We start from the raw sequence: 23,313 nt of genomic DNA on the forward strand, positions 1-23,313 counted from the left end.
GCGTAGTGCTTAATTGATGAATAACAGCCCATTCTAAAATTCTGAATAATGGACCGGAAACATGAAGATTTACGCAGATCCACCCTTCTGTATATACTCCAATCACGGACCGCACCCGGGACGAATCCATTGAAGATTGGAGTGGTAGCCGCTGAGTGGCTGGAAAAGTTTCATCCGCAGCTGGCAGTTGTATGCGCTTTTTTTACTTCCGCTGCTGTACATCATTATTTTCAAGTATGTGCCGATGTACGGAGCGCAAATTGCGTTTAAAGAGTTCAACGTCACGAAGGGGATCAACGGAAGTCCATGGGTAGGATTTGCCCAGTTCGAACGTTTCTTTCAATCGCATGAATTCTGGCGATTGCTGAAGAATACGTTCTCCATCAGCTTGTATACACTGATCGCCAGTTTTCCGTTTCCCATTATGCTGGCGCTTGGACTGAATTATGTAAGGAACCGGCGATTCAAGAATACCGTCCAGATGGTTACATACGCGCCGTATTTCATCTCTCTGGTCGTGCTGGTGGGCTTGATTCTGCAGTTTATGGATCCCAGAACGGGACTCATCAATACGATGCTCGGCTGGATCGGCATCGGTCCGTTTCACTTCATGGCGGAGGCGTCCTGGTTTCAGTCGATCTATGTGTGGTCCCATATCTGGCAGAATGTCGGGTTTTCCTGCATCATTTTTTTGGCAACGCTTTCAGGTATTGATCCGGCACTTCATGAAGCAGCCGTCATGGATGGGGCTACGAAAATGCAGCGGATGCGCCACATTGACCTTCCGGGCATTATGCCCATCGCCATGATTTTGCTCATTCTGAATACGGGGCAAATGCTGGAGACCGGCTTCGAGAAAATTCTGTTAATGCAGAACGCACTGAATTTGCGTTCATCCGAAGTCATTGACACGTATGTGTACAAGGTGGGATTGGTATCCCAAGCGATGAATTTCTCATATGCCACGGCGATTGGATTGTTTAAAGCGATCATCGGTTTCGTGCTGCTGTTGATCGTAAATCAAACGGCCAAAAAGCTGAAGCAGGAGAGTCTATGGTAAGGAAGGGAGGAATCGTATGCAATCACCTGCCATGAAGGAATCCGGCTCGGATCGCGTTTTTACGGTGGTCAACTACGCGATGTTATCCATTTTCCTAATCGTTGTGTTATACCCGCTCATTTATGTAGTCAGCGCCTCATTCAGTTCCAGCAGTGCGGTTTTGTCAGGAAAGGTATGGCTGTGGCCCGTCGAACCGACGCTCGAAGGCTACCGTGCGGTATTCAAAAATACGATGGTTGCCAAAGGCTTCATGAACACACTGTTCTATACGCTGGCAGGCACTGTGATCAATCTCATTCTGTCCGTCATGGCGGCGTACCCGTTATCACGCAAAGATTTTCGGGGCCGCAGCGTGTTCATGCTGTTGTTCGTGTTCACGATGCTGTTTAATGGGGGGCTGATCCCAACCTATCTGCTGGTGAAGGACCTCGGCATGATTGACACGATATGGTCGATGCTGATCCCGGGGGCGCTGTCGGTGTGGAATGTCATCATCATGCGCACGTATTTCCAGACGACCATCCCACAGGAACTGCTGGAGGCTTCCCAGCTGGACGGCTGTACCGATTTTCGCTTCCTGTGGCGCATCGTACTGCCGCTTTCGGGTCCCATCTTGGCCGTTATTGCTTTGTTCTATGCCGTTGGACACTGGAATCAATATTTCAACGCTATGATCTATTTAAAGAGCGCGGATTTGTACCCGCTCCAGCTTGTGCTTCGCGATATTCTGGTTCAGAACGAGGTGAATATCGAAATGCTCGGCGACGCCAAAACCGCTGCGGCCCGGCAAGGGCTGCGGGAGCTGTTGAAATATTCGCTGATCGTCGTGACCTCGGTTCCGCTGTTGATCGTATATCCGTTTTTGCAGAAGTTTTTTGTTAAAGGAGTCATGATCGGTTCGTTAAAGGGATAATCCATCCATTATTCAGGAGGGCGGGACGTTATGAGAAAAAGAACGCGAGTTATTATGGGTGCTTTCACCGCATTCAGCATCCTTCTTGCAGGCTGTACGGGTTCACAGAGCCCGAAGGGCTCGGATGAGGCGCCAAATGCCGGTACCGAGCCAATCGCCTTATCCGAACCGGGGACCTATCCGCTGGTTCAAGAGAAAACCACTTTAAAGGTGATGGTGCGGGGAAATCCGCTGGTTGAGAATTTTGAAACGAATGATTTCACCAAGTGGTACGAAGAAAAAACGAATGTGCACATCGAATGGGAGGTCGTTCCGGAGCAGAGCATACAGGAGAAATTGAATCTTGTTCTTGCCAGCGAGGATTATCCCGACGTCATTATGGGTTTAAATATATCGCCGGCGCAGCAGATGATATACGGCTCGCAGGGTGCCTTTCTTCCGTTGAATGACTTGATTGAGAAGCAGGGGACGAATACGAAGAAAATGTTCCAGGACAATCCGGAGATCCAATCCGCGATCACGGCGCTGGACGGTAACATCTATGCGCTTCCGGAAGTGAATGAATGTTATCACTGTTCCATGAGCCAGAAAATGTGGATTTATGAGCCTTGGCTGAAAAAACTCAATCTGAAGATGCCGGAAACCACGGATGAGCTGTACGAGGTGCTGAAAGCTTTCAAAGAGCAAGATCCGAACGGAAATGGCATGCAGGACGAAATTCCTTTGTCGATTTCTCCGAAATCCTGGAGCTCCTCCATCGATGCGTTCCTATTAAATTCATTCATCTATAATCCGGTTTACGGCTCGAGTTATAAGCATATATTCATAAAAGACGACAAGCTTGACGTTGCCTTTAACAAACCGGAGTGGAGGGAAGGCTTGCGGTATATGAATAAGCTGTACGCTGAGGGGCTCCTCGCTCCGGAGTCGTTCACGCAGGATGATAATCAATTGATACAGATCGGCGAGAATCCCGATACCGTGCTTCTTGGCGCTTCAACAGGCGGCCACCAGGGTATATTTACCCAACTCCTCGGCGAAAGCGGAAGATGGTTGGAATATAAGACCGTGCCGCCGCTCAAGGGACCGAATGGAGTTCGATACGCTGCTCTAGATTCCACCGGAATGAATCCGGGTGCATTTGTCATCACGAAGAAGGCGAAGCATCCTGAGCTCGCCTTGCGTTGGGCGGATGGCCTGTACGAGCGGGAGCATACGCTGCGAAGCGTGTATGGCCGCCCGGACCAGGAATGGCGTGAAGCGAAGGACGGAGAGGTCGGCATCAACGGGGAGCCTGCGGTCTGGTCTGAGCTAAAGTCTTACGGCACGGTGCAGAATATCGCCTGGATTCAAACCGGCCCGAGCTTGCGGACGAATGATTTCCGTCTGAGCGCCGTTGCCAAAGGGGACGACGATCTGGAAGTCGTTTTGTACAATGAGACGAAGAATAAATACGAACCTCACAAACCTACCGATGTCAGCACCGTGCCGCCGTTATTTCTGACCAACGAGCAGGCGTCCGAGGTTGCGGATCTGTCCAAAACGATCAATGATTACGTTGATGAAATGATGGCCCGCTTCGTGATTGGCGATGCCGATCTGGATAAGGACTGGGATGGCTACGTTCAGCAATTGGAGGCCATGAATGTAGCCCGCTATCTGGAAATTTACCAGGAAGCGTATGATGGAAGAAGCAAATAAAGGAGGGATCTTAGAATGAGGGTTGGTGTGAGCACCTACAGCTTGCTGCCGGCTATTCGTGCAGGCGAGATGACGGTGCTGGATGTTGTGGAATGGATAGCCGAGAACGGCGGACAGCACATGGAGATCGTACCCTATGGATTTACGCTGGAGGACAATCCCGAGCTTACTGACGCAGTGCGTGAGCGGGCGGCGGAAGTCGGCATCGCGTTGTCCAATTATTCCATGCCCGCTAATTTCGTCCAGGAGAGCCGGAACGACTTTGATTCGGAGGTGGAACGAATCAAGCGACATGTGGATACGGTCAACCGGCTGGGAATGAAGCATATGCGTCATGACGTGACAGCTTTCACGCTGCCGCCTGAGAAGATGGGCATTGATTATGTGGAAACCCATCTGGATAGGATTGTAGAAGGGTGTCGTCTTATTGCAGATTACGCAGCCGGGTACGGTATTACGACTACGATCGAGAACCATGGCGTGAGCGTACAGGCGAGCGACCGTGTACAGCGTGTGCTTCAGGCGGTCGACCGACCGAACTTCAAGACAACTCTGGATATCGGGAACTTTCTATGCGTTGACGAGCAGCCGCTGGTTGGCGTGAATCGCAACCTGCCGCTGGCCTCGCTCATCCATGTGAAAGACTTCTATTATCGTCCGTTTGATCAGGACCCGGGTGGGGGGAAATGGTTCAGAACATCCCATGGCAATTACCTCCGAGGCTCGATCTTCGGCCAAGGTGATATCGATGTTCGCCAGATTCTGCGTCTCATTAAGAACGAGGGTTATGACGGAGACATTACGCTGGAATTCGAGGGTATGGAAGAATGCCGGGAAGGAACCCGGCTGGGTCTAGACAATCTGAAGCGGTTATGGGACGAAGCGTAGAAGCTTCCTCCGAATCCATTGGATATTGAGTTGCTTCATAGTATATTGAATGCACAAAAGAAACCGTTCTTTTCGTAAATGGTGTGGGTAGCCCCGCCATTTTACCAAAGAACGGTTTCTTTACGTCTAAATAAGTAGCATTCTGCAAGACATAGCGGAGAGGACGAATCGATTCCAGACAAGCGACAGCACTCGCTTTTACCCGTTTTACTTTCCGTTCGAATTCATATAATATATAACGTGGATATTGTTTATCCGATTTAATCATGAATGGTTATATGAGTGTGTAGTTTAGATAATTTTCCTGTATGAGGTGCTGTTTATGCATATGAAAACCGGCGTGGAACAGTCGGTGTACGCCCTGGTTCTGCTGAATATGCTGCCGGACAAGGCCGTGCTGCCCGGGGAAGCGATCAGCCAACAGCTGGGGACATCGGCAACCTATTTTCAGAAACTGTTAAGGAAGCTGGTAACAGCAGACATCATCACGTCTGTTCCCGGTATCAAGGGTGGTTTTAGATTAAAGAAGAAACCCGAGGATATCCGTGTATACGACGTATACCTCGCGGTAGAAGGGCAGCAATCCCTCTATTCATCCCACGGAATACTGGTAGACATGCTGGACTTGGAAAAGGAAGAAAGCTGCTGCCTGTTATCCGATTTAATGAAAGAAGCAGAGTCATCCTGGAAGGCTGTATTAAAGCGAGAGACCATCGCTTCGCTGACGGAGGAGATGCGCGGTGAGCGCTTTAAGGACAAGGTGGCGGCTTTAGAGGAATGGATCAACAACAAAATGGTCATTTGACCGAGGAAGGGATGAACTCTCATGAGATTAAGCGTATTAGATCAGGCACCCGTAACAAGCGGCAACACAGCGGAAGGCGCCTTGAATAAAGCGGAAGAACTGGCTGTCTTAGCAGATGAATTGGGATACAGCCGAATGTGGATGGCCGAGCATCATGGCGGGAATACCTTTGCCAGCTCCGCACCCGAAGTGACGGCAGCCCGGCTTGCAGCCAAAACCGACCGGATTCGCATCGGCACCGGGGGTGTCATGATGATGCATTATTCGCCCCTTAAACTTGCGGAAGTGTTTAAGACGTTGAGTGCTTTTACCCCGGGAAGGATTGATTTTGGTGTAGGACGAGCGCCAGGCGGTGATACGAGTGCCATGTACGCTTTGTCTGAAGGACGGCAGCTGATGCTTCATAACATGTATGATAAGCTGGCCGTTACCATGCAGCTCCTTCGTGACGAGATCCCGGAAGATGAACTCTACGCCAAGAACGCCGCTGCTCCAACCGGAGTTGCCCTGCCTGAAGTGTGGCTGCTGGGCTCCAGCGGCAATAGCGCGTTAAAAGCGGCTCAGATGGGAGTCGGCTACTCCTTCGCGCAATTCTTTAACGGAGCGATGAGCAGCGAAATATTGGATCATTACCGCGATAACTACCAGCCGTCCATATTCATGGAAAAGCCTGAGATTAATGTATCTTATATGGTGACGACGGCAGAAACGAAGGAAGAGGCCGAGTATGAAGCGCTGCCGCAGGACATTTTCCGGTTGATGATGAGCAAGGGCCGAATTACGCAGGTGCTGACGCCCGAAGAGGCTCAGAATGTGTCCTTAACGGAAATCGACCGGATGGCTATCCAGGAAGGCCGCAAGATCCATCTTGTGGGAGCGGTAAAGGATATCGCGGCACGCTTACAGGAAGAGCAAGCGCACTACGGATTCCAGGAAGCCATGATATGCAGCATTCCGCATTCGCAGGAGAAACGGCTGGAGGTTTACCGACTGCTCGCACGCGAATTGCTGTAATATAAAGTAGATGAGGGATAGGCGGATGCCTGTCCTTTTTTTTGTAAATGTAAAATTTCTTTGCCTCTTATGAGTACGAATCTGTTAGTTAAAAATTAGCTATGTTCAACATTCGCAGCAGTTAGGAGATCTTATGCCGTTTACGTTCGCTCATCCTGTCATAACGATGCCTTGGTGGAAGAAGAAATCGCTGCCGGTATCAGCCCTAATAATCGGCTGCATGGCACCGGATTTTGAATATTTCATCCGATTTCGGGCGTCTGGCTTATGGAGCCACGAGGGTCCTGGCATCTTGCTGTTCAACCTTCCCATGATCTTGCTCCTGTACGTTATTTTCGAGACGGTGGTACGACCCGTTCTATTCGTATATTTACCTTCATGGTTTCCATACCGATGGGATCGGGCAGGGAAGGTGCCGGCCACTTTTAAAGGTTGGCTTACCGTAATGATCTTGGGATTAGTGGGCGTTGGCACACATCTATTATGGGATCAGTTTACGCATAAAGGTGCCTGGATCGTGAATCAGATTCCTTTTCTTACCCATTGGATACATATCGATTCCGTACAAATTCCGGTATATAAATTATGTCAGCACGGCAGCAGTCTGATCGGGCTGGTCCTGATCGTATGGTGGATCCATCGCCATTTGTATGTAGCACCAGCGCAAAGAGAACATTCAAATTCGGTTCTACCATTTTGGTGCGTATTTATAGTGATCTATATTCTGGTTATGCTCATGGCCATGCTGACGGTTGTTGATGGTGAAGGGATGACGTTTGTATTACAGCTTGTCGTTCCGGCTATCAGCAGCTTCATGCTGGCCCTGCTTGTAACATGTCTTGCCTTTTGGCGGGCTGCAAGGGTCAAGTTGCAAAGCTAGTAATTAGAATCGGAATCGACAGGAGGAGCGTTATGGTAACCGTTGAGCAATTCACGCATAGGGGAATCCATTTCTTAAACGAAGATGCACTTGTCATAAACGAACGAGCCTCATTGTATGGCGTGTTAGATGGAGTTTCATCCATCGTTCCATACCTCAGCGACAAGAAGGAAACCGGAGGTTACATCGCTGCCCAAACCGTGAAGAAGTACTTCGAATCACTGGACCGGGTTGTACAGCTTACGGATCATGTTGCGGAAGCGAACCAAAAGCTAAGAGAACTTATGCTGCAAGCCAATATTAACATGAAGAATAAAGAGGGCCTCTGGGGCACTGCCCTTGCTCTTGTTCGAATTCAAGAGGACCGTATGGAATTTATTCAGACAGGCGACTGCATGATTCTTGCCGTCTACCAAGATGGGGAGGTTCGCCCGTTAACCTGGAGACAAGTCGCTCATTTGGAATCTCCGGCCATCGCAAAATGGGAGGAGGGCGTGATTAAGGGATTAACCAATCAAAAAGACCTCCACGGGACGGTTATTGATATCATCAGGGCGAATCGCTTTCAGAGTAATACGAATGGAGGCTATGGCGTATTGAACGGAGAAGCCCAAGCTGCCCATTTTCTCGAATACGGAAAGATCAACAAGTCACGCTTAAAACACGTGATCTTGTTAACGGATGGTTTATTCTGGCCTGAACGCGATGTCCCGAGTGATCGATCCTATTGGAGTTATATGGCGCAGTGTATACTCGAAAAGGGGCTTGAGCAGTATGCACATGAATTACTTGAGGTCGAAGAGGCTGACCCTGAGTGCTTAAGTTATGCAAGATTCAAAAAATCCGATGATAAAACAGGCATGGTGATTCACTTTAACAACTCCTAAATGGTCAATCGATAAAGCTTTATGACTTAACAGAACCCGTGTATATCGCGGGTTCTTTCTTTACTTCTGAGTGACTAGGCACCCTCACAATATGAGAAATCTTCCACCAAAACACTGACACATTGTCGTCAGTGTTTCGCTCTTATAATGAAGAAAAAATTGAGAGCGAGGTAATCCGATGGCTAACAATCATCAAGATACCATGTACCAAGATTCCGAAATCTTCATCCGCCCCTTTCACATCGACATTCCTCAACAAGACATTGACGATCTGCGAGCACGTATAGCTCATACCCGGTGGCCTTCCCAGTTACCTGGCGGTGATTGGAGTCGGGGAATTCCTGTTTCGTATCTTAAAGAGCTGGTGGAATATTGGCAGAATGAATATGACTGGCGTGAGTATGAGCAAAAACTTAATGCATTTCCGCAATTTATAACGGATATTGAGGGTCAGCAGATCCACTTTCTTCATGTACGATCTCCCGAGCCACATGCCTTACCGTTGATCATGACCCATAGTTGGCCGAATTCCATCGTTGAATTCATGAACATCATTGGACCACTAACCAATCCACGAGCCTATGGTGGAGATCCAAGCATGGCTTTTCATATCGTGGCACCTTCGCTTCCAGGATTCGCCTTTTCCACTTTTCCGGAGCCGGCAGATGAGACACCGTGGAGCATCAAGCGCGTAGCCAGTGTGTGGGCTGAGCTGATGCACAGACTCGGTTATGAAGCTTATGGAGCACATGGCAACGATGCAGGCGCATTAGTTTCCCCCGAGCTGGCTATCCTTGATGCTGAGCATATGATTGGTGTTCATATTACAGGAGGGCTGGGTATCCCCATGGGAGATCCGAGTGAACTGGAAGGGTGCAGCGAGGAGGAAATGGCCGAAATTACTCATCTAGCCGAGCTGTTTGAAGGTGGGAGCGGTTATGCACCGTATCTGTCCAACCGACCGCAAACACTCAGTTATGGGCTGCTTGACTCGCCGGTGGCTGGACTTGCTTACCTTGTTGAGCGGTTTAAAGAATTTGACGGATGGCCTAAAAACACGGAAGAGATTCCTCTAGAACCGATCCATAAAGATCTGCTGCTCACTAACGCAAGCGTTTATTGGTTAACGCAGACATTTGCTTCCTCGGCCTGGACCTATTATGAAGGAGCAGCTGGGATGCCAACCAATCAGATGAGAGTCCCGACAGGGGTTTCCCATGGGGGAGGTTCTGTATTCCGGCGTATTGCAGAAGTCAAAAACAACATTATCCACTGGTCGAATCGCGAAAGTGGCAGTCATATGGTTGCCATGGCTGACCCGGAATCACTTATTGAGGATATAAGAGCATTTTTTAGCAAGCTTACCCGATAGGACAAGAATCACGAATGCGATATAACCGTACTTTGCCTAACAACATTTTCATGTCGAATTCATATTTTATGGTAATGGCATGGAGTGGGAGGTATGTCGTATGGGCCAAGGAACGCAAAGAAAACGCAGACAACAAGCAGCTTCAAAAAAAGCTACGGTTAAGCAATTGGCGTTCATTGCAGCTATCTTAGTATTGATTGCCTCAGCTATAGGCCTTTACGTCGCATATGATGACTTGTTTGAGGATGACGATGTGGACGTTATCATCTAACCAAGATGTTATTTACCAATATCAAAAATTCGCTTTATCATATATGCCATATGGAGCTTCCTCCAAATCAAAGGCAGCCGTTCTTGACTATAAGAACAGGCTGCCTTTATTATGGGTTCTTTAATTATAGAGTGTCAGGAGTCTGCTTCGTCTTTAGTCGTAGGTGTAATCGGACTATTATGATGAGGGAGCAGCTTCATGCCGGCGTGATCCAGATGGATTTCGACGTGAACTGTCTCCAGTGCGCTTGGATCGATCGCTTGAGCAGATGACTGATTGACTTTTTTCCAAAGCCGGGTGTTCCTCCTGAACAACACGTGCTCCAAGCTGAATAGGTCCGTTTTTGAAGCAGCTCCATTTTTAAACGTAGTCAAAATTTCCTCGCGTACCCCCTTAGCTGCCTGTAATTCAAAATCCGTTTTGTTCATATCATCGAGTGCTTCCACTACGTTTCCACTTAACTTGACGCTAACGCGGTATTTGGGCATGCCGTTGACAATGTTTATTTTCACGCTGATTTTAGGGTTGGATAATACCGCGACTCCTGCTAATTCACCGTTCTGATTGGTAATCGGGATGTGGGAACGCTTAGTATCGGCTTCCAGCCAGCGCAAACCGGTAAGCTTGTCATTGGTGAATAAGCCGTTGGATACCCCTTTGGATATAGCAAATACTCCGTTAATCTCTAACTTCGGATCTTCTTTTTGGTTACGGCTCCATGTCTTTGTATCGATCGTCAGATTTGGAAGCAAAACCGTCCAGCCTGGTTCTGTCATCAGTGCCATGAAGTCGAAATATCGGATCGGTTCAATATAGGATCTCTGTTTATATTCCTCAACAGGTTCATGGGCTAATGTATTTAAAGGGGAGAGGTTGAAAAATGCCGGGATATTCATCAATTGCTCGATCGAATCCTTTGTGCCGAATACCCAAGGCGTCATGCGAACCTCCTGGTAGCGACCGATGGTATCCAGTTTCGATAGGACATTCGATTTCAACACATTTTCACTAATGATAATACAGGAAATATGACTCCAGATCGTACGTTCCTGCGCAGAGTCATAAATGTTATTGATCGCCAAGTCCAAGCTTTTCCCTTTTGTTTTGGACGTCCATATTTGTGAGGGCTTATCAGATTTTCCTGAATCAATTTTGGCTACGGAAGTGAAATCCATCAGCTGGGTGTAAACGACAAAGTTTCCGTCTTCTTGATCGATTCCGATGGCAGTAATGTAATTGATGTCTTGAATCTCTTTAATGTCCCAGCAGCCGGTTAACAAATGGAGTAATACGATTAACCACATTAATTTTATGATTCTGACGCAGGTTGTCATTTCATTCAGGTTCCCTTTCTTCAGAGGAGTCATCTATCGTTTGAAGCATTTGCGGTCGTTTTTTGTTGAAAGCCCATGGTTTTTTTAAGAGGGAACTCATCAGATCTTTGAACGTTAATGGCGATAGGGGAGCTAAGTACGGAAGTCCGAAGGATTCGAGAACAGACAGGTATGCGACAAGCGTTAATATGCCAATGAAGAATCCGAGCATACCCAGCAAGGCAGACCAGATGAGCACATAGAGTCGAATAATGCTGACCGTCCCGCTAAGCGTCTGATTCACTAAAGTAAAAGTCGCGACCGCGGTTGTTGCAGAGACAACCAGCATGGTTGGTGACGTAAGACCAGCACGGATGGCAGCATCACCGATGATGAGACCGCCTAAAACCGCAATGGTTTGACCGACTGCTTTGGGCAGCCTGATGCCAGCCTCTCTGAAAAGCTCGAACATACCCAGCATCAATAAAATCTCCATGGGAGAGGAAAGCGGAAGCCCAAATCTGGAAACAGTGACGGTCGCAAGAAGTAGAAAGGGGAGCTGATCGATGTTATAGCTTGTGAGGGCAATCCAAAATCCCGGTAGCATAATGGCGAGAAAGAGACCCAGCAGCCTGAGAAGCCGTTCAAAGATTACAAAGTAGTAAGGGAAGTAGGAATCTTCAGGCGTTTTTAATAATGCCATCAAATTGCATGGTGCAATTAACGCCATTGGCGAACCATCCACAAGAATAACGAAACGTCCTCGAAGCAAACACTCCACTACAAAGTCCGGTCTGCCTATATAGTCCATCAGCGGAAACAGGGAGAGGGTGGAATCGGAAAGAGCCTCCTCCAGTTGGCCGCTGGTAATGAGTGCATCGACATGGATGCCTTTTAATCGCTCTTTAGCCTCGTTGACGACTTCAGGGCGTATGATATCGGAAATATATAGAAGTGAAACCCGGGTCTGGCTGCGATCTCCGATGATCATTTGTTCATTATGGAGTGTGGCCGTGCGCAGCCTTTTTCGGACGAGTGCCACGTTCGTGGTGATATCCTCCGTAAAAGCGTCTCTCGCCCCTTTGATGGCCACCTCGGTATTGGATTCATCAGGCTGTCTATTTGGGCGTGCGGCAATATTGATGGAATAACAGCATTTTTCTGTTGTAAAAAACAGGATCATGTGCCCTTCGAACAAAAGCTTTACAACGTCGGCATGCTGGTTAATTTCACTCCATTCCATCGATTTATCCAATTCTCTGGCCAGTGCTTCCCACTCATTGAAGTGTTCCAGCTTTTCTTCCAGATCCGGCAGCACATATTGGGTCATCAGCGTGGGATCAACCATACCTTCGCAGTAGATGAGCAATGCAGGAAACGCACTAACCTTCTTTGCCGGAAAGGATTGGATGACAACGTCTGCGGAAGAGGCAAACATGGAACGCAGGGTGTTCTCATCCAATGTATCGAGAGCAGGCTTGCGGCGGTCAACTGCAAACTGAGCTTGTTTCGATTGTCGACGGAACATTCGATTTCGAGGTCTGTGATGTGTCATCGTCTACCCGCCCCCTTTGGTTTTAGGTTTAAATGTTACTAGGATCGCAATGAATAGCGTTAGCCCAGACAGGAAGCCAAGGAATGCAGCAGAGTATTTGCCGAGAACGAATAACTCGATTTGTCGATCGATTACCGGTATTAAAGAAAAGACAGTCAGTGCGGTACCCAACCCTAACAAATACCAAAGGCGTCGCCTGGATTTTTTAAATGAGATACCATCGGCCATAATAAGCAGGAAAAGAGAGATGCGGATTAATGTCCCTGATATCCATTGGTATAGAGCCAGAAAATCGACATGGGTTATATATTTCGTAATGGTGACCAGCATCCACTGTTCGTAGGCAGGGTAGCGGGATTCCATCGCGGGAACAGGACCGAATGTGGCGATCGCTCCCATCAATGGTCCCAGCGTGAGCCCGCCGAGAAGAACCGATAAAATAACAATCGAGAGGTAATTCATCTTTCGTTTCATATGATGCTGAAGAAAGATCAGCACAATCATCTCCATGAACCCGCCACCGGCTACGATCATGCTCTTGAGCATAGGAGTGTAACCTTCAACGAATAGCGGAGTTAACAATGAGTAGTCCTTATATTGAAGATTCGACACAGCTACAAAATGGCCCAGTACCCACACAACGGGGAGCAAAATGCCGGATATGATCGCTATCGAGCGAATCCCGTTATTGGCCACATATACGCATAGCAGAATAATGGTCAGCGAGACGACCGTTTTCGGCGTTTGCGGCAGGTAGGTAACCCGAATCCATGTCACCGTTTCTCTTAATATGACTACGGACATCCAAAAAAGTAGAGTGACATGATGCATATAAATATCCAGCCGATGATCGGACCAAAACCATCTTTGAACCAGGCGAATATCGATTGTTGCTGTGTTCGCTTCATGATAAAAAACAAAATGTAGACCCAGCCTATATGCAGGATCATGGTCAGCAGGGTGCCCATCCATGCGTCGCGGCCCGCGTACTGCAGAATAAGCGGAATCAGGATAACATGATTGGTGATACCCAAGGACAACAGCATGATGAAGTAGACCTCAATCAATGATATCTTTTTGCTAGTGGGCATTATACTAATCTCCATATGAGGGAATACATGCTAATCGATATAGTGAGTATTCACCATTTGCCGCATTTTATGTATCAGGGGAAGAGTTCGGTCTTCTGTCGAATGGATGTGGTTTTTGCGATTACCCAAGAAATAATCAGGAGAAATCATCTGGATGCAAGCTACAGAGTCTGCGGAAATCGTGGGGCTGTTGTGCGGAGGCAGAGGAAATGTGCCGGTTAGGGAGGATGTATGGTGGAGATCATGGAGTCGCGAGTTTCTATTGGTTCATGAATTAGGAGGTTGATCGCATTTAATTAATGCTATTAATTAAATTAGTTAACTACATTAAATGCATACAGCGAATAGTGACCGTAAGATTAATTAATGGCATTAACTAACTATATTTAATGTCGTTAATTATCCCTCCTAAATCCCGTAACCACGGGGTGGGGAAGGATATCCATTCCATCATAAAAAACATCGCAGATCCTGATAATCGGACCTGCGATGCCATTATACGTCTGTCATTTGTTTAACTAAAAATCGTCATTTCTTGATTGGCAAGTTGTAGCTTTCACGGAGCAAGGAGAAATAATGATCCGCGCGAACGACTTTGAAATCTGCCCCGAGCTGTTCGGTCAGCGCCAGCGCATCGGACGGGGTCATGCTCCATGCGAGCATACCGAGCGAGACGAACAACGGTGATTTACCATCCCAATTCGCTTTGGCTTCATTGAGCACCTGCAATCCGTCTTGAACGGTGCTGATCCCCCGGATCGTAGACACGGGCAGGCTGTCGCCGATAATTTCAACCCCGTATTTGTCTTCATAACTAATAAATAAACCAGGTACGTTATATTCCTCCTCATAAGCTTTTGCTTTAAACGGTGATAACGGCACATTTTCGCTGTCGATTCGGTTCAGTACATAAGGGATTGTCATTCCTGTCTTTTTCATATACTTCTCGGTTTGCTGCAAAAACTCACGGAAGCTAGCGTCAGGCCATGGACTCGGATAGAAGTAACCGGCACCGGAAGGTCCGGCAATGAGCAAATCGTTCTCTGTTGCCGTGTTTAGATAGTAATTCAATATGGCAGGGGCACCTTCATAGAGCAATGGGCTTGAAGTCCAGTTTATCGGAACCTTGCCTCTGGCCGGGTCATCCCACATGACGCGCATGCGATGCTGGTTATATTGAAAGTTGTCGCCTTCCGTAAAGGTATAGGTCACATAAATTTTGTTCTCAAGGGCCGGCTGTGGAGGTGTTTTCGCCAGCTTGAACTTCGGCTTGGTTCCTGAGAACACGGTCAGATTGCTGAACCAATCGGCTGCCAGCACATAGACGCCGTAACGGGAGGCTATCTCGACCGAGCTGAACTCGCCTTCCACATCGTTGCTGAACCAGCCGAGGTATGGGGTGCCCGGCTCCACATCGGACATGATTTTCTCGAAAAGCGCTTTTTGCTCAGGTACATTGGAATCGAGCCAGAATACCATCGCTTTATTGGCAACGGCGTAATCTCTTAAATAGCCATAGGGCTCCTGCTGCTCTGCAGAAGGCGGACGGATATTCCCCGCCGAAACCTTGTACTGGTTCCACATATCAACTTCTGCGGTCAGTATCTCGGTTCCCGCAGGCGGAGTGAATTCATATACAAAATAACTGCCGTTATCGGCAAAGCGGTGACCGCCTTGGCCTTCACTGAACTTGGAGTTTTGCCGATCATAGAGATAAGACTCTTCTTCAGGCGTTCCTGCGATGAAGCTCGCTATCTCTTTGTCGTCAGCCTTGATCGTTATTTCATGTACCGCGGGTCCCCAGCCATCCTGGGTAAAAGCATCATCAAAGCGCAGATAAACGGATGCTTCTCCCAAGAGGGAGGAGAGGTCGAGGTTATAAGTATCACGGTTGCTCGCATCCCGCACCTGCTGCTTCTCTTCCGCAATCGTCACGAACGATTCAGGCATTCCGGAAGGAATACGAATCGCTGTATCCGGATCCAGCCCGATCAGCATCTGATGAGTTGTCTGCTCCCACAGATGCTCATATTGCCAGGTGTATGCTTCAAGTCGATTATCGAATTTACCGCGAAGATCGTCGAGGATCTTCAAGTCGAATGGAGCTTTAGACAATTTGTCGGCCAGCTCAGGGCTGGCAACGACCGCATTCTTCAAACCTGCGAGCGTGGTGGCGACATTAATCGTATCAGGAACTTCCGGATCATATACAATCATGCCTTTCGCCTCGCTGCGATATGCGGAGAACACGTCCCAATAGTCTTCATGAAGCGTGTAAGGCACATTGATATCGTTAAGCCAGGTCATTTTCCCTTCTTCCTGGGATTCAATCAAATAGATTCGGGGCTGTTCCCTGTTTACGATTCCCTGCAAGGTCCCTAACAACAATTTGATGTCACCTGGTGCATCATAAATATCTGCGACGTCCAGATGCTTAGGCTTCTTGAAACTTGGCAGTTCACGATGATTGGAGCTGTCAGTTTGCGCTGACTGTGGATTCGTTTCCGAAGCATAAGCTGCGCTGGTCGTTAATGAAAAAGCACATAGGATAGCTAAACAGAGAATCGTGAATCTACGAGCCATGGCGAATTCACTCCTTGTTATGATCTGTGGTCAGAAATCAAAGCGTGTGTTCATCCGCAAACATCGATCCTCCTTTTTCGGCCCAATAGCCGGTCAACACTCCGCTTATCAACACATATTTAATATATTCAAGTATGGTTTTACAAGTGGTTCGACAAAACTTCCTATAATTCTTGAAAATCAGGCAAATTAAACATAGGTATATCAAGAGTTTGTCGTTATAGTCTGGTGATCGACTCATGCTTGTTTATTGCGCTTGTATGTGTAAGGATATATTATATATTTCAAATATCATGAATGAATTGGTGATGTGATTAGAATGAGTGCAAACGATCGAATTCCGTTGTATCAGCAAATCCAGGACTATATAAGGCACGTCATAACAACAGAAAATATGAAGCCTGGGGACCGCATTCCGACAGAGAAGGAGCTGATGGATCAGTTTCATGTCAGTAAAATAACGGTTGCCAATGCCCTAACCGGATTAGCGAATGAGAAATTAATTGCCCGGGTGCCGGGCAAAGGCAGTTTTGTAGCAGAGGAGGCCGATTTCTTAACTGCGGGCCAGTCATCAACTGCGAAGCTTAAGGGAAAAGAGGGGAAGCTGGCCACGGGCATCATAGGCGTGATCATGCCCACCATCCATGATTATTTCGCCATCAGGCTCATTGAGGGAATCCAAGCTGCGCTGAATGACGAAGGTTATCGCAGCATGATCATGCTGACCGACGGCAAGCTGGAAAAAGAAAAGGATGCCATCAAAGAGCTGAAGGCTCTCGGAGCCGAAGGCCTGTTGATTTTCCCGGTAGACGAAGAGAACTACAACGAGGAAATACTGGGTATGAAACTATCCGGGTTTCCTTTTGTGCTGATTGACCGGTATTTGCCAGGGGTCGAGACGCATTATATTGCGGCTGATGGAAGGCGCGGTACGAGGCTCGCCGTTGAACATCTATGGGAGTTAGGACATCGGGACATCGCCATATGCTCGGATTCTCCCCTGCAAACCGTCACGGTTCAGGAGCGGATCGAAGGCTATATTGATGCATTAAAGGACAAGGGCGCATTAATCAATCCGGCGCATATGATTACGGATTTCAAACCGCTGAGTGTGCTCAAGGATGCCGAAGCTCATCCATTGTACCGATATATCCGAAATCGCATGGTTACCGCCTATATCTCGCTAAACGGGAGATTGGGCGTCCAAATCTATCAGATGGCCAAGCAAGCGGGACTTCGCGTGCCGGAAGACGTTTCGATCGTCAGCTTCGACGATCCGACTTCTATCGTGGAGGAATTCAGCATATTTACCCATGTCAAACAGTTTGAATGGGATATGGGATACCAGGCTGCCGGTAAACTGCTCGAAGTATTGCGCGGTCATGGAGAAGTGAAGAGCTACAGCAAATTGCTGATTGAGCCGGAGCTGGTCATTCGCCAAACGTCGGGTCATGTTCCACAAACGTAATACTTACGCTAAGGAAAAGCCTTTTCCGTTAACTAACGGAGAGGGCTTTTTTTATTTCTCACTAAAAAACATATTGAATATATTAATATTATATATTATATTCTAGAAAATGATGGATACCCAAGAAGCAAGAGTGCATCTAACCAGAGCAGGGAGGTTTAGAACGTGCCAAGAGACCGCAGAGAAGAACGAACCGGTTTTCAGGAATCGGCCCCTTATCATCCCGACTATGATCTTCAGACTGACTTTGTGATGGTCTACGGAATTGATAAAACGATGCCGGAGCGCATTCAGAAATGGAAGGACAAAGGATATATCGTCCATCTGATGACAGGAGTCGCATGGGGGACATACAACAACTACCTGGACGGGGAGGTTGACGGCTTATCACATTGGGATGAAGCACAGACCGATCGTCACGGAGAGATGATCCTGCATGGCAAACAACCGGTTATTCCTTACATGGTGCCAACGATTTCCTTTGGGCGCTATCTAGCGGATCGAATACGCATTGCGGTTGATGCGGGCGTAGAGGCCATTCATCTGGAGGAGCCCGAATTCTGGGTAAATGGCGGTTATTCGGAAGCATTTAAGCGAGAATGGCTGCTGTATTACAAAGAGCCATGGATTCCACCGCACGTTTCCCCAGACGCACAATACCGGGCTTCCAAATTGAAAGCGTATTTATATACACGCGTGCTGGACCGGTTATGTGCAGAGATGAAGGATTACGCGCTGCATCGTTATGGCCGAGTCCTTCGTTTTTACGTTCCGACTCATTCCCTGATCAATTACACGCAGTGGCGAATTGTCAGCCCGCAATCCGGGCTCGTTGAGCTTCCGTCCATTGACGGGTACATTGCACAGATCTGGACGGGGACGTCCCGAACGCCGAATGTGTATGAAGGACTGCGCAAGGAACGGACGTTTGAAACCGCTTACCTTGAATATGGCGTGATGCAGGAGCTGGTCCGCGGAACCGACAGACGCATGTGGTTCTTGCATGATTCGATTGAAGATAACCCGAACCACACTTGGGCGGATTACAAACAGAACTACTTAAAGACCGTGGTCGCCTCACTGCTGCATCCCGGAGTGGCCCATTACGAAGTTTCACCCTGGCCGCGAAGAATCTTTAAGGGAACTTATCCATCTGAAGACGGCTCGGGTAAGGAGTCCATCCCGTCTGACTATGCAACGACGCTGCTCCAGGTCATGCACACGCTGGGTAACATGGACCAGGAAGTGATCGAATCGGCAGAAGATGAGTTGCAGGTTGGCGTTCTTATTGCCGACTCCGCGATGTTTCAGCGGATGAAGCCGGATCCGGAAGCGCCCGATGCCGGTAAATACGACGGTACGGACCCTGAAGGATTTCAGGCGGAAGGGGACACCGAGCTTCTCGATTTTTCCCCTTTCTACGGTCTGTCACTGCCGCTGCTGAAACATGGAATCCCGGTTCGTCCGCTTCAGCTGGATAATGTAAGGCGGTATCCGGGTTATTTGGCTCCATACCGCGTGCTGGTTCTGAGCTATGAATTTATTAAACCGGAGTATCCGGACATTCATAATGCTCTTGCCCAGTGGGTGCAGGATGGCGGGGCGTTGATCTATGTTGGCGATGACAGCGATCCATATCACGGTATTCGTTCATGGTGGAACAATGACCGCAAGGATCAACCGTTTGGCTCGAAGTATAACTCGCCGCGGGAGCATCTGTTTGAGCAGCTTGGCCTGAAGGGGAAAGCGGAAGGCGTCCATCCGGTAGGAAAAGGCATCGTGTGCTGGTTGGATCAGCATCCGGCTGAACTCACCCTATCCAAAGCGGGGGCAGACCGGCTGCGGCAAGCCGTCCAATCCACGCTGGAAGCACATCATGGCGCAGAACGACCGTGGAATTCCAAACATTATTTCAAGCTCAAGAGAGGCCCTTATCTGATCGCTTCGGTTCTGGAGGAATCGATCTCCGCTGAGCCGTTGAATATCTCGGGCCCGATTGTGGACTTGTTCGATTCGAAGCTATCCGTTCTGGATCAGGTTACGTTAAGCCCCGGGAAACAGGTGCTGCTCTATGATGTTGAGGCCGGACGTCCTTCGGACGGCAAGGTGTCCGTCATTGCCGCTTCCTCCCGAATCGAGGATCTTGTCCAGACGGAATCAGGCTTCCGATTCATCGCGAGAGGGCCGTCCAATCTGCAGGCAAGCGCGAGATTGTATTGCCCAATGGAGCCGAAATCTGTACAGTACGTTATTCAGGATCAAGCCGTACCTGCTGAATGGGAGTGGGATCCGAAGTCGCAAACCGTGCTGCTGCAGTATGAACATGGCAGCGTGAACCATGCAGAGATCCAGGTGGATTGGACAGCAAGGAAAGCGAAGTTCATATCTGACTCTGCAGCCGATTGACGCACTAGAGAGGAGCAAATCATCATGCCATACGAACCGATAAGGCCGGAACGGTTAAAACAAATGTTAAACCAGCTTCGGGAAGCGATATATGAGCCGGTTGCCGAGTTGGAAGTGAAGGCATGGGTTACGCCCGAGCCCGTATCGTTCATGGATCGAATGACGGGTGCGCCAATGACGCTTGTCCACGGAGAACGATGGGGCAACCTGTGGGACTGTGCCTGGTTCCGATTTACCGGCAGCCTTCCGGAAAATAGCTGTAAGGAAGACCACGTCCTTTTACTGGACATTAACGGCGAGTTGTGTCTGGTGGACCGGGAAGGATCTCCGGTCCAGGGATTGACTACCGTGAATTCGGAATTCGATTTTTCATTAGGACTCCCCGGCAAGCGTGTTGTCCGGCTTCATGAGATGTACATGAGAGGATCTGACATTGAAGTATGGGCAGATGCAGGCAATAACGATCTCTTCGGCAAATACCAGGGAGGCTCTTTGAAAGAGGCTGTCATCGCAGTCTGCCGGGAAGACATTCGAGGCCTATATTACGATGTCGAAGTCCTCTTGGAAGCTGCCGAGCAGCTCCCTGCCGGAACCGCGCGCAAAGAGAAAATCTATCAGGCCCTCTATGACGTATCACTGAAGTTAACGGAATTCTCGCCGGAGCAGGTCAAACAAGCGAAGAAGCAATTGGATAAACAATTAAGCTTGCAGGGAGGCGATCCGGTCTTAACGATCAGCGCGGTGGGTCATGCGCATATCGATTTGGCCTGGCTGTGGCCCATCCGCGAAACGATCCGGAAAGGCGCCCGGACGTTCTCGACCGCGCTTCGCATGATGGAACGCTATCCGGAGTATGTATTCGGCGCAAGCCAGCCCCAGCTGTACGACTGGATGAAGCGGCATTATCCCGCGTTATATGAACAGATCAAGGAGCGGGTACGCGAAGGCAGATGGGAACCGCAGGGGGCCATGTGGGTGGAGTCGGATACCAATGTGCCGGGCGGCGAATCTCTGGTGCGCCAGATCCTGTATGGCAAGCGGTACTTTCAGCAGGAATTCGGTTTGGAGATGAAATCGCTCTGGATGCCGGATGTTTTCGGTTACTCAGCCAGCCTGCCGCAGCTGCTCAAGAAGTCGGGCGTGGATTACATGATGACCCAGAAGCTCTCCTGGAGCGAATATAACCGGCACCCTCACCATTCCTTCCTATGGGAAGGGATTGACGGCTCCGCCGTATTAACGCATATGCCGCCTGAAGATACGTACAACAGTCCGGCAGCCCCGCGTTCCATCGCCAAAGCGGAGCGGGAATATTTAGATAAAAATGTATCCAGTCATGCCCTGATGCTCTTCGGCATTGGGGACGGCGGCGGCGGTCCTGGTGAAGAGCATTTGGAGCGGCTTGCACGCGAGAAGAACCTGCTTGGTCTATCCCCTGTCATACAGGAGCCCTCGTGGAAGTTCTTTGAGCGATTGAACGAAGAACGCGATTCATTCCAGACGTGGCGCGGTGAGCTTTATCTGGAAAAGCATCAAGGCACCCTGACCAGTCAGGCACGAAGCAAGCGGTACAACCGGAAGATGGAGAAAGCGCTGCGTGAACTGGAGTTTGCTTCCGTGCTGGCTGCCCGGTTAGGCAGGACATACCCGTCCGAGACGCTGGAGACGATCTGGAAAGAAGTTCTGCTGTATCAGTTCCACGACATTCTTCCGGGCTCTTCAATAAAGCGGGTGTATGATGAATCGTTAGAACGTTATGAAGAGCTGCTATCAAACACGGAGGCTATGATTGCCGAGACCTATCGCTATCTGGCAGACCACATTTCACACGATGCCAAAGCTACCCCCGGAACGGTCGTATTTAATTCGCTACCTTGGGAACGCCGGGAGTGGCTGCGCGCGAATGGAAGATGGCATCACGTGTTGGTTCCATCGATGGGCTACACCGTGATATCGAATGACGCCGATGCCGGAGCTGAAGATGAAGTAGCGTCAGGTATTGAAATGCTTTTGGAAACACCGGAAGCGGAATTAGACGTTACAGTTTCGGAGCGAAGCCTGGAGAACGACAAACTGATCGTGAAGTTTGATCAAAACGGGGGCATTCTATCGATCCTGGATAAGGCGGAAGCTCGCGAAGTCATTCAGCAAGGCCACTCGGGTAACGATCTTCGCGTGTACCATGACGAAGGGGATGCATGGGATTTCCGTCATGACTATTCGGCGAACCCGGGCAAGCCGTTAAACCTCCTCGCGATACAGAAGCTGCGGGACGGGCCGCGAGTCGGGCTGGTCTTCGAGTACGCTTATGGCGAATCTGCGCTGACGCAGACCGTTGTGCTGACGGAGGGCAGCCGGCGTATCGATTTCGAGACGTCCGTCGATTGGAGAGAGAACGGCAAGATGCTAAGAACCTCGTTCCCGGTCAATATACGTACGGATCAGGTTCATTGCGAGATCCAGTTCGGCAGCTTGAGCAGGCCGACCCACCGCAATACGATGTGGGATTTTGCGAAGGACGAGATTTGTGCCCATCAATGGATTGATTTATCGGAGCCGGATTATGGGGTCGCGCTGCTCAATGATTGCAAATACGGCCATCGGGCGATCCATAACGTGCTGGATCTGCATTTGCTTCGCAGCAGCTCTTATCCGGATCCGGATGCAGACCGTGCGGAGCACCGATTCACATATTCGTTATATCCGCATCAAGGGAACCATGTTCAAGCCGAAATCTATCGACGAGGCAATGAGCTGAATATCCCGCTTCGGGCGATATCCTTGCCTTCCGTGCCTGACCAAGCGACAGGAAAGCTTCCGTCTTCCCAAGCATTTCTGCGGCCGGATCATCCGAACATTATGGTGGAATCCGTCAAGAAAGCCGAGGATGGCGACGACATCGTGGTTCGTCTGTATGAAACATCGGGAACACATGCCAGCACGACACTTCATTGTGGATTTGAAGCGGCCGAAGCCTGGACTACGGATTTGATGGAAAACATCCTTGCAGCGCTGCCGCTTGGCGAAGCATCCAACAAAATTACGCTATCCTTTACGCCATTTGAAATCATTACGCTGCGTTTGAGATTACCGCTAGGATAACCCG

General features: G+C 49.1%; 17 protein-coding genes and 1 pseudogene. 14 read left to right on the forward strand and 4 right to left on the reverse strand.

Annotated features, from left to right (window positions below; translation table 11 throughout):
• Positions 1 to 187 precede the first annotated feature (187 nt).
• The 10 genes from BJP58_RS01925 (at position 188) to BJP58_RS01970 (ending at position 9,791) form a co-directional block, all read left to right on the forward strand.
• On the forward strand, positions 188 to 1,060 hold the full coding sequence (locus BJP58_RS01925; RefSeq protein WP_194542566.1) for an ABC transporter permease: 873 nt from the start codon (positions 188 to 190) through the stop codon (positions 1,058 to 1,060).
• 16 nt (positions 1,061 to 1,076) lie between these two features.
• Positions 1,077 to 1,973: a carbohydrate ABC transporter permease gene (locus tag BJP58_RS01930; protein ID WP_194542567.1), complete on the forward strand. Its 897-nt coding sequence runs from the start codon at positions 1,077 to 1,079 to the stop codon at positions 1,971 to 1,973.
• A gap of 30 nt (positions 1,974 to 2,003) precedes the next feature.
• Positions 2,004 to 3,674 carry an ABC transporter substrate-binding protein gene (locus BJP58_RS01935; protein WP_071220663.1) on the forward strand — a complete coding sequence of 557 codons (1,671 nt, stop codon included), beginning with the start codon at positions 2,004 to 2,006 and terminating at the stop codon, positions 3,672 to 3,674.
• A gap of 15 nt (positions 3,675 to 3,689) precedes the next feature.
• Positions 3,690 to 4,562 (forward strand): sugar phosphate isomerase/epimerase family protein, encoded by an 873-nt coding sequence (locus BJP58_RS01940; RefSeq protein ID WP_194542568.1) that lies wholly within the window; start codon positions 3,690 to 3,692, stop codon positions 4,560 to 4,562.
• Between the two features lie 322 nt (positions 4,563 to 4,884).
• On the forward strand, positions 4,885 to 5,367 hold the full coding sequence (locus BJP58_RS01945) for an RrF2 family transcriptional regulator (RefSeq protein WP_194542569.1): 483 nt from the start codon (positions 4,885 to 4,887) through the stop codon (positions 5,365 to 5,367).
• A gap of 21 nt (positions 5,368 to 5,388) precedes the next feature.
• A complete protein-coding gene (locus BJP58_RS01950; RefSeq protein WP_194542570.1) occupies positions 5,389 to 6,381 on the forward strand; it encodes an LLM class flavin-dependent oxidoreductase in 993 nt (330 codons plus the stop codon).
• 133 nt (positions 6,382 to 6,514) lie between these two features.
• A complete protein-coding gene (locus tag BJP58_RS01955; protein WP_194542571.1) occupies positions 6,515 to 7,261 on the forward strand; it encodes a DUF4184 family protein in 747 nt (248 codons plus the stop codon).
• 32 nt (positions 7,262 to 7,293) lie between these two features.
• The gene (locus tag BJP58_RS01960) at positions 7,294 to 8,148 is read left to right on the forward strand and encodes a protein phosphatase 2C domain-containing protein (RefSeq protein ID WP_194542572.1); all 855 of its coding nucleotides are present in this window, start codon (positions 7,294 to 7,296) and stop codon (positions 8,146 to 8,148) included.
• Positions 8,149 to 8,326: 178 nt separating this feature from the next.
• A complete protein-coding gene (locus tag BJP58_RS01965; protein ID WP_199341196.1) occupies positions 8,327 to 9,520 on the forward strand; it encodes an epoxide hydrolase family protein in 1,194 nt (397 codons plus the stop codon).
• Between the two features lie 100 nt (positions 9,521 to 9,620).
• Complete coding sequence (locus tag BJP58_RS01970; protein ID WP_194542573.1) at positions 9,621 to 9,791, forward strand: hypothetical protein; 171 nt, start codon at positions 9,621 to 9,623, stop codon at positions 9,789 to 9,791.
• Positions 9,792 to 9,925: 134 nt separating this feature from the next.
• On the opposite strand, the gene BJP58_RS01975 is transcribed toward BJP58_RS01970, so the two are convergent.
• The 3 genes and pseudogenes from BJP58_RS01975 to BJP58_RS01985 form a co-directional block, all read right to left on the reverse strand.
• Complete coding sequence (locus tag BJP58_RS01975) at positions 9,926 to 11,158, reverse strand: Ger(x)C family spore germination protein (RefSeq protein WP_194542574.1); 1,233 nt, start codon at positions 11,156 to 11,158, stop codon at positions 9,926 to 9,928.
• Positions 11,127 to 12,659 (reverse strand): spore germination protein, encoded by a 1,533-nt coding sequence (locus tag BJP58_RS01980; RefSeq protein WP_194542575.1) that lies wholly within the window; start codon positions 12,657 to 12,659, stop codon positions 11,127 to 11,129. The genes BJP58_RS01975 and BJP58_RS01980 overlap by 32 nt, the downstream gene beginning before the upstream one ends.
• Positions 12,660 to 12,662: 3 nt before the next feature.
• Positions 12,663 to 13,765: pseudogene (locus BJP58_RS01985) on the reverse strand (GerAB/ArcD/ProY family transporter).
• A gap of 139 nt (positions 13,766 to 13,904) precedes the next feature.
• Between BJP58_RS01985 and BJP58_RS33835 the strand changes: the two are divergent.
• The gene (locus BJP58_RS33835; RefSeq protein ID WP_267907857.1) at positions 13,905 to 14,036 is read left to right on the forward strand and encodes a hypothetical protein; all 132 of its coding nucleotides are present in this window, start codon (positions 13,905 to 13,907) and stop codon (positions 14,034 to 14,036) included.
• 242 nt (positions 14,037 to 14,278) lie between these two features.
• Here BJP58_RS33835 and BJP58_RS01990 read toward each other — a convergent pair whose 3' ends face one another.
• The gene (locus tag BJP58_RS01990; protein ID WP_194542576.1) at positions 14,279 to 16,333 is read right to left on the reverse strand and encodes a GxGYxYP domain-containing protein; all 2,055 of its coding nucleotides are present in this window, start codon (positions 16,331 to 16,333) and stop codon (positions 14,279 to 14,281) included.
• A 319-nt stretch (positions 16,334 to 16,652) separates the two neighbouring features.
• On the opposite strand from BJP58_RS01990, the gene BJP58_RS01995 reads away from it, so the two are divergent.
• From BJP58_RS01995 to BJP58_RS02005, 3 genes are all read left to right on the forward strand, one after another.
• Positions 16,653 to 17,801, forward strand: coding sequence for a GntR family transcriptional regulator (locus BJP58_RS01995; RefSeq protein WP_194542577.1), 1,149 nt, complete (start codon positions 16,653 to 16,655; stop codon positions 17,799 to 17,801).
• Between the two features lie 165 nt (positions 17,802 to 17,966).
• A complete protein-coding gene (locus BJP58_RS02000; RefSeq protein ID WP_194542578.1) occupies positions 17,967 to 20,207 on the forward strand; it encodes a hypothetical protein in 2,241 nt (746 codons plus the stop codon).
• Positions 20,208 to 20,231: 24 nt separating this feature from the next.
• On the forward strand, positions 20,232 to 23,309 hold the full coding sequence (locus tag BJP58_RS02005) for an alpha-mannosidase (RefSeq protein ID WP_194542579.1): 3,078 nt from the start codon (positions 20,232 to 20,234) through the stop codon (positions 23,307 to 23,309).
• The last annotated feature ends 4 nt before the right edge of the window (positions 23,310 to 23,313 follow it).

The sequence above is a fragment of the Paenibacillus sp. JZ16 genome, assembly GCF_015326965.1.
In the GTDB taxonomy this organism is placed as follows: Bacteria; Bacillota; Bacilli; order Paenibacillales; family Paenibacillaceae; genus Paenibacillus_AQ.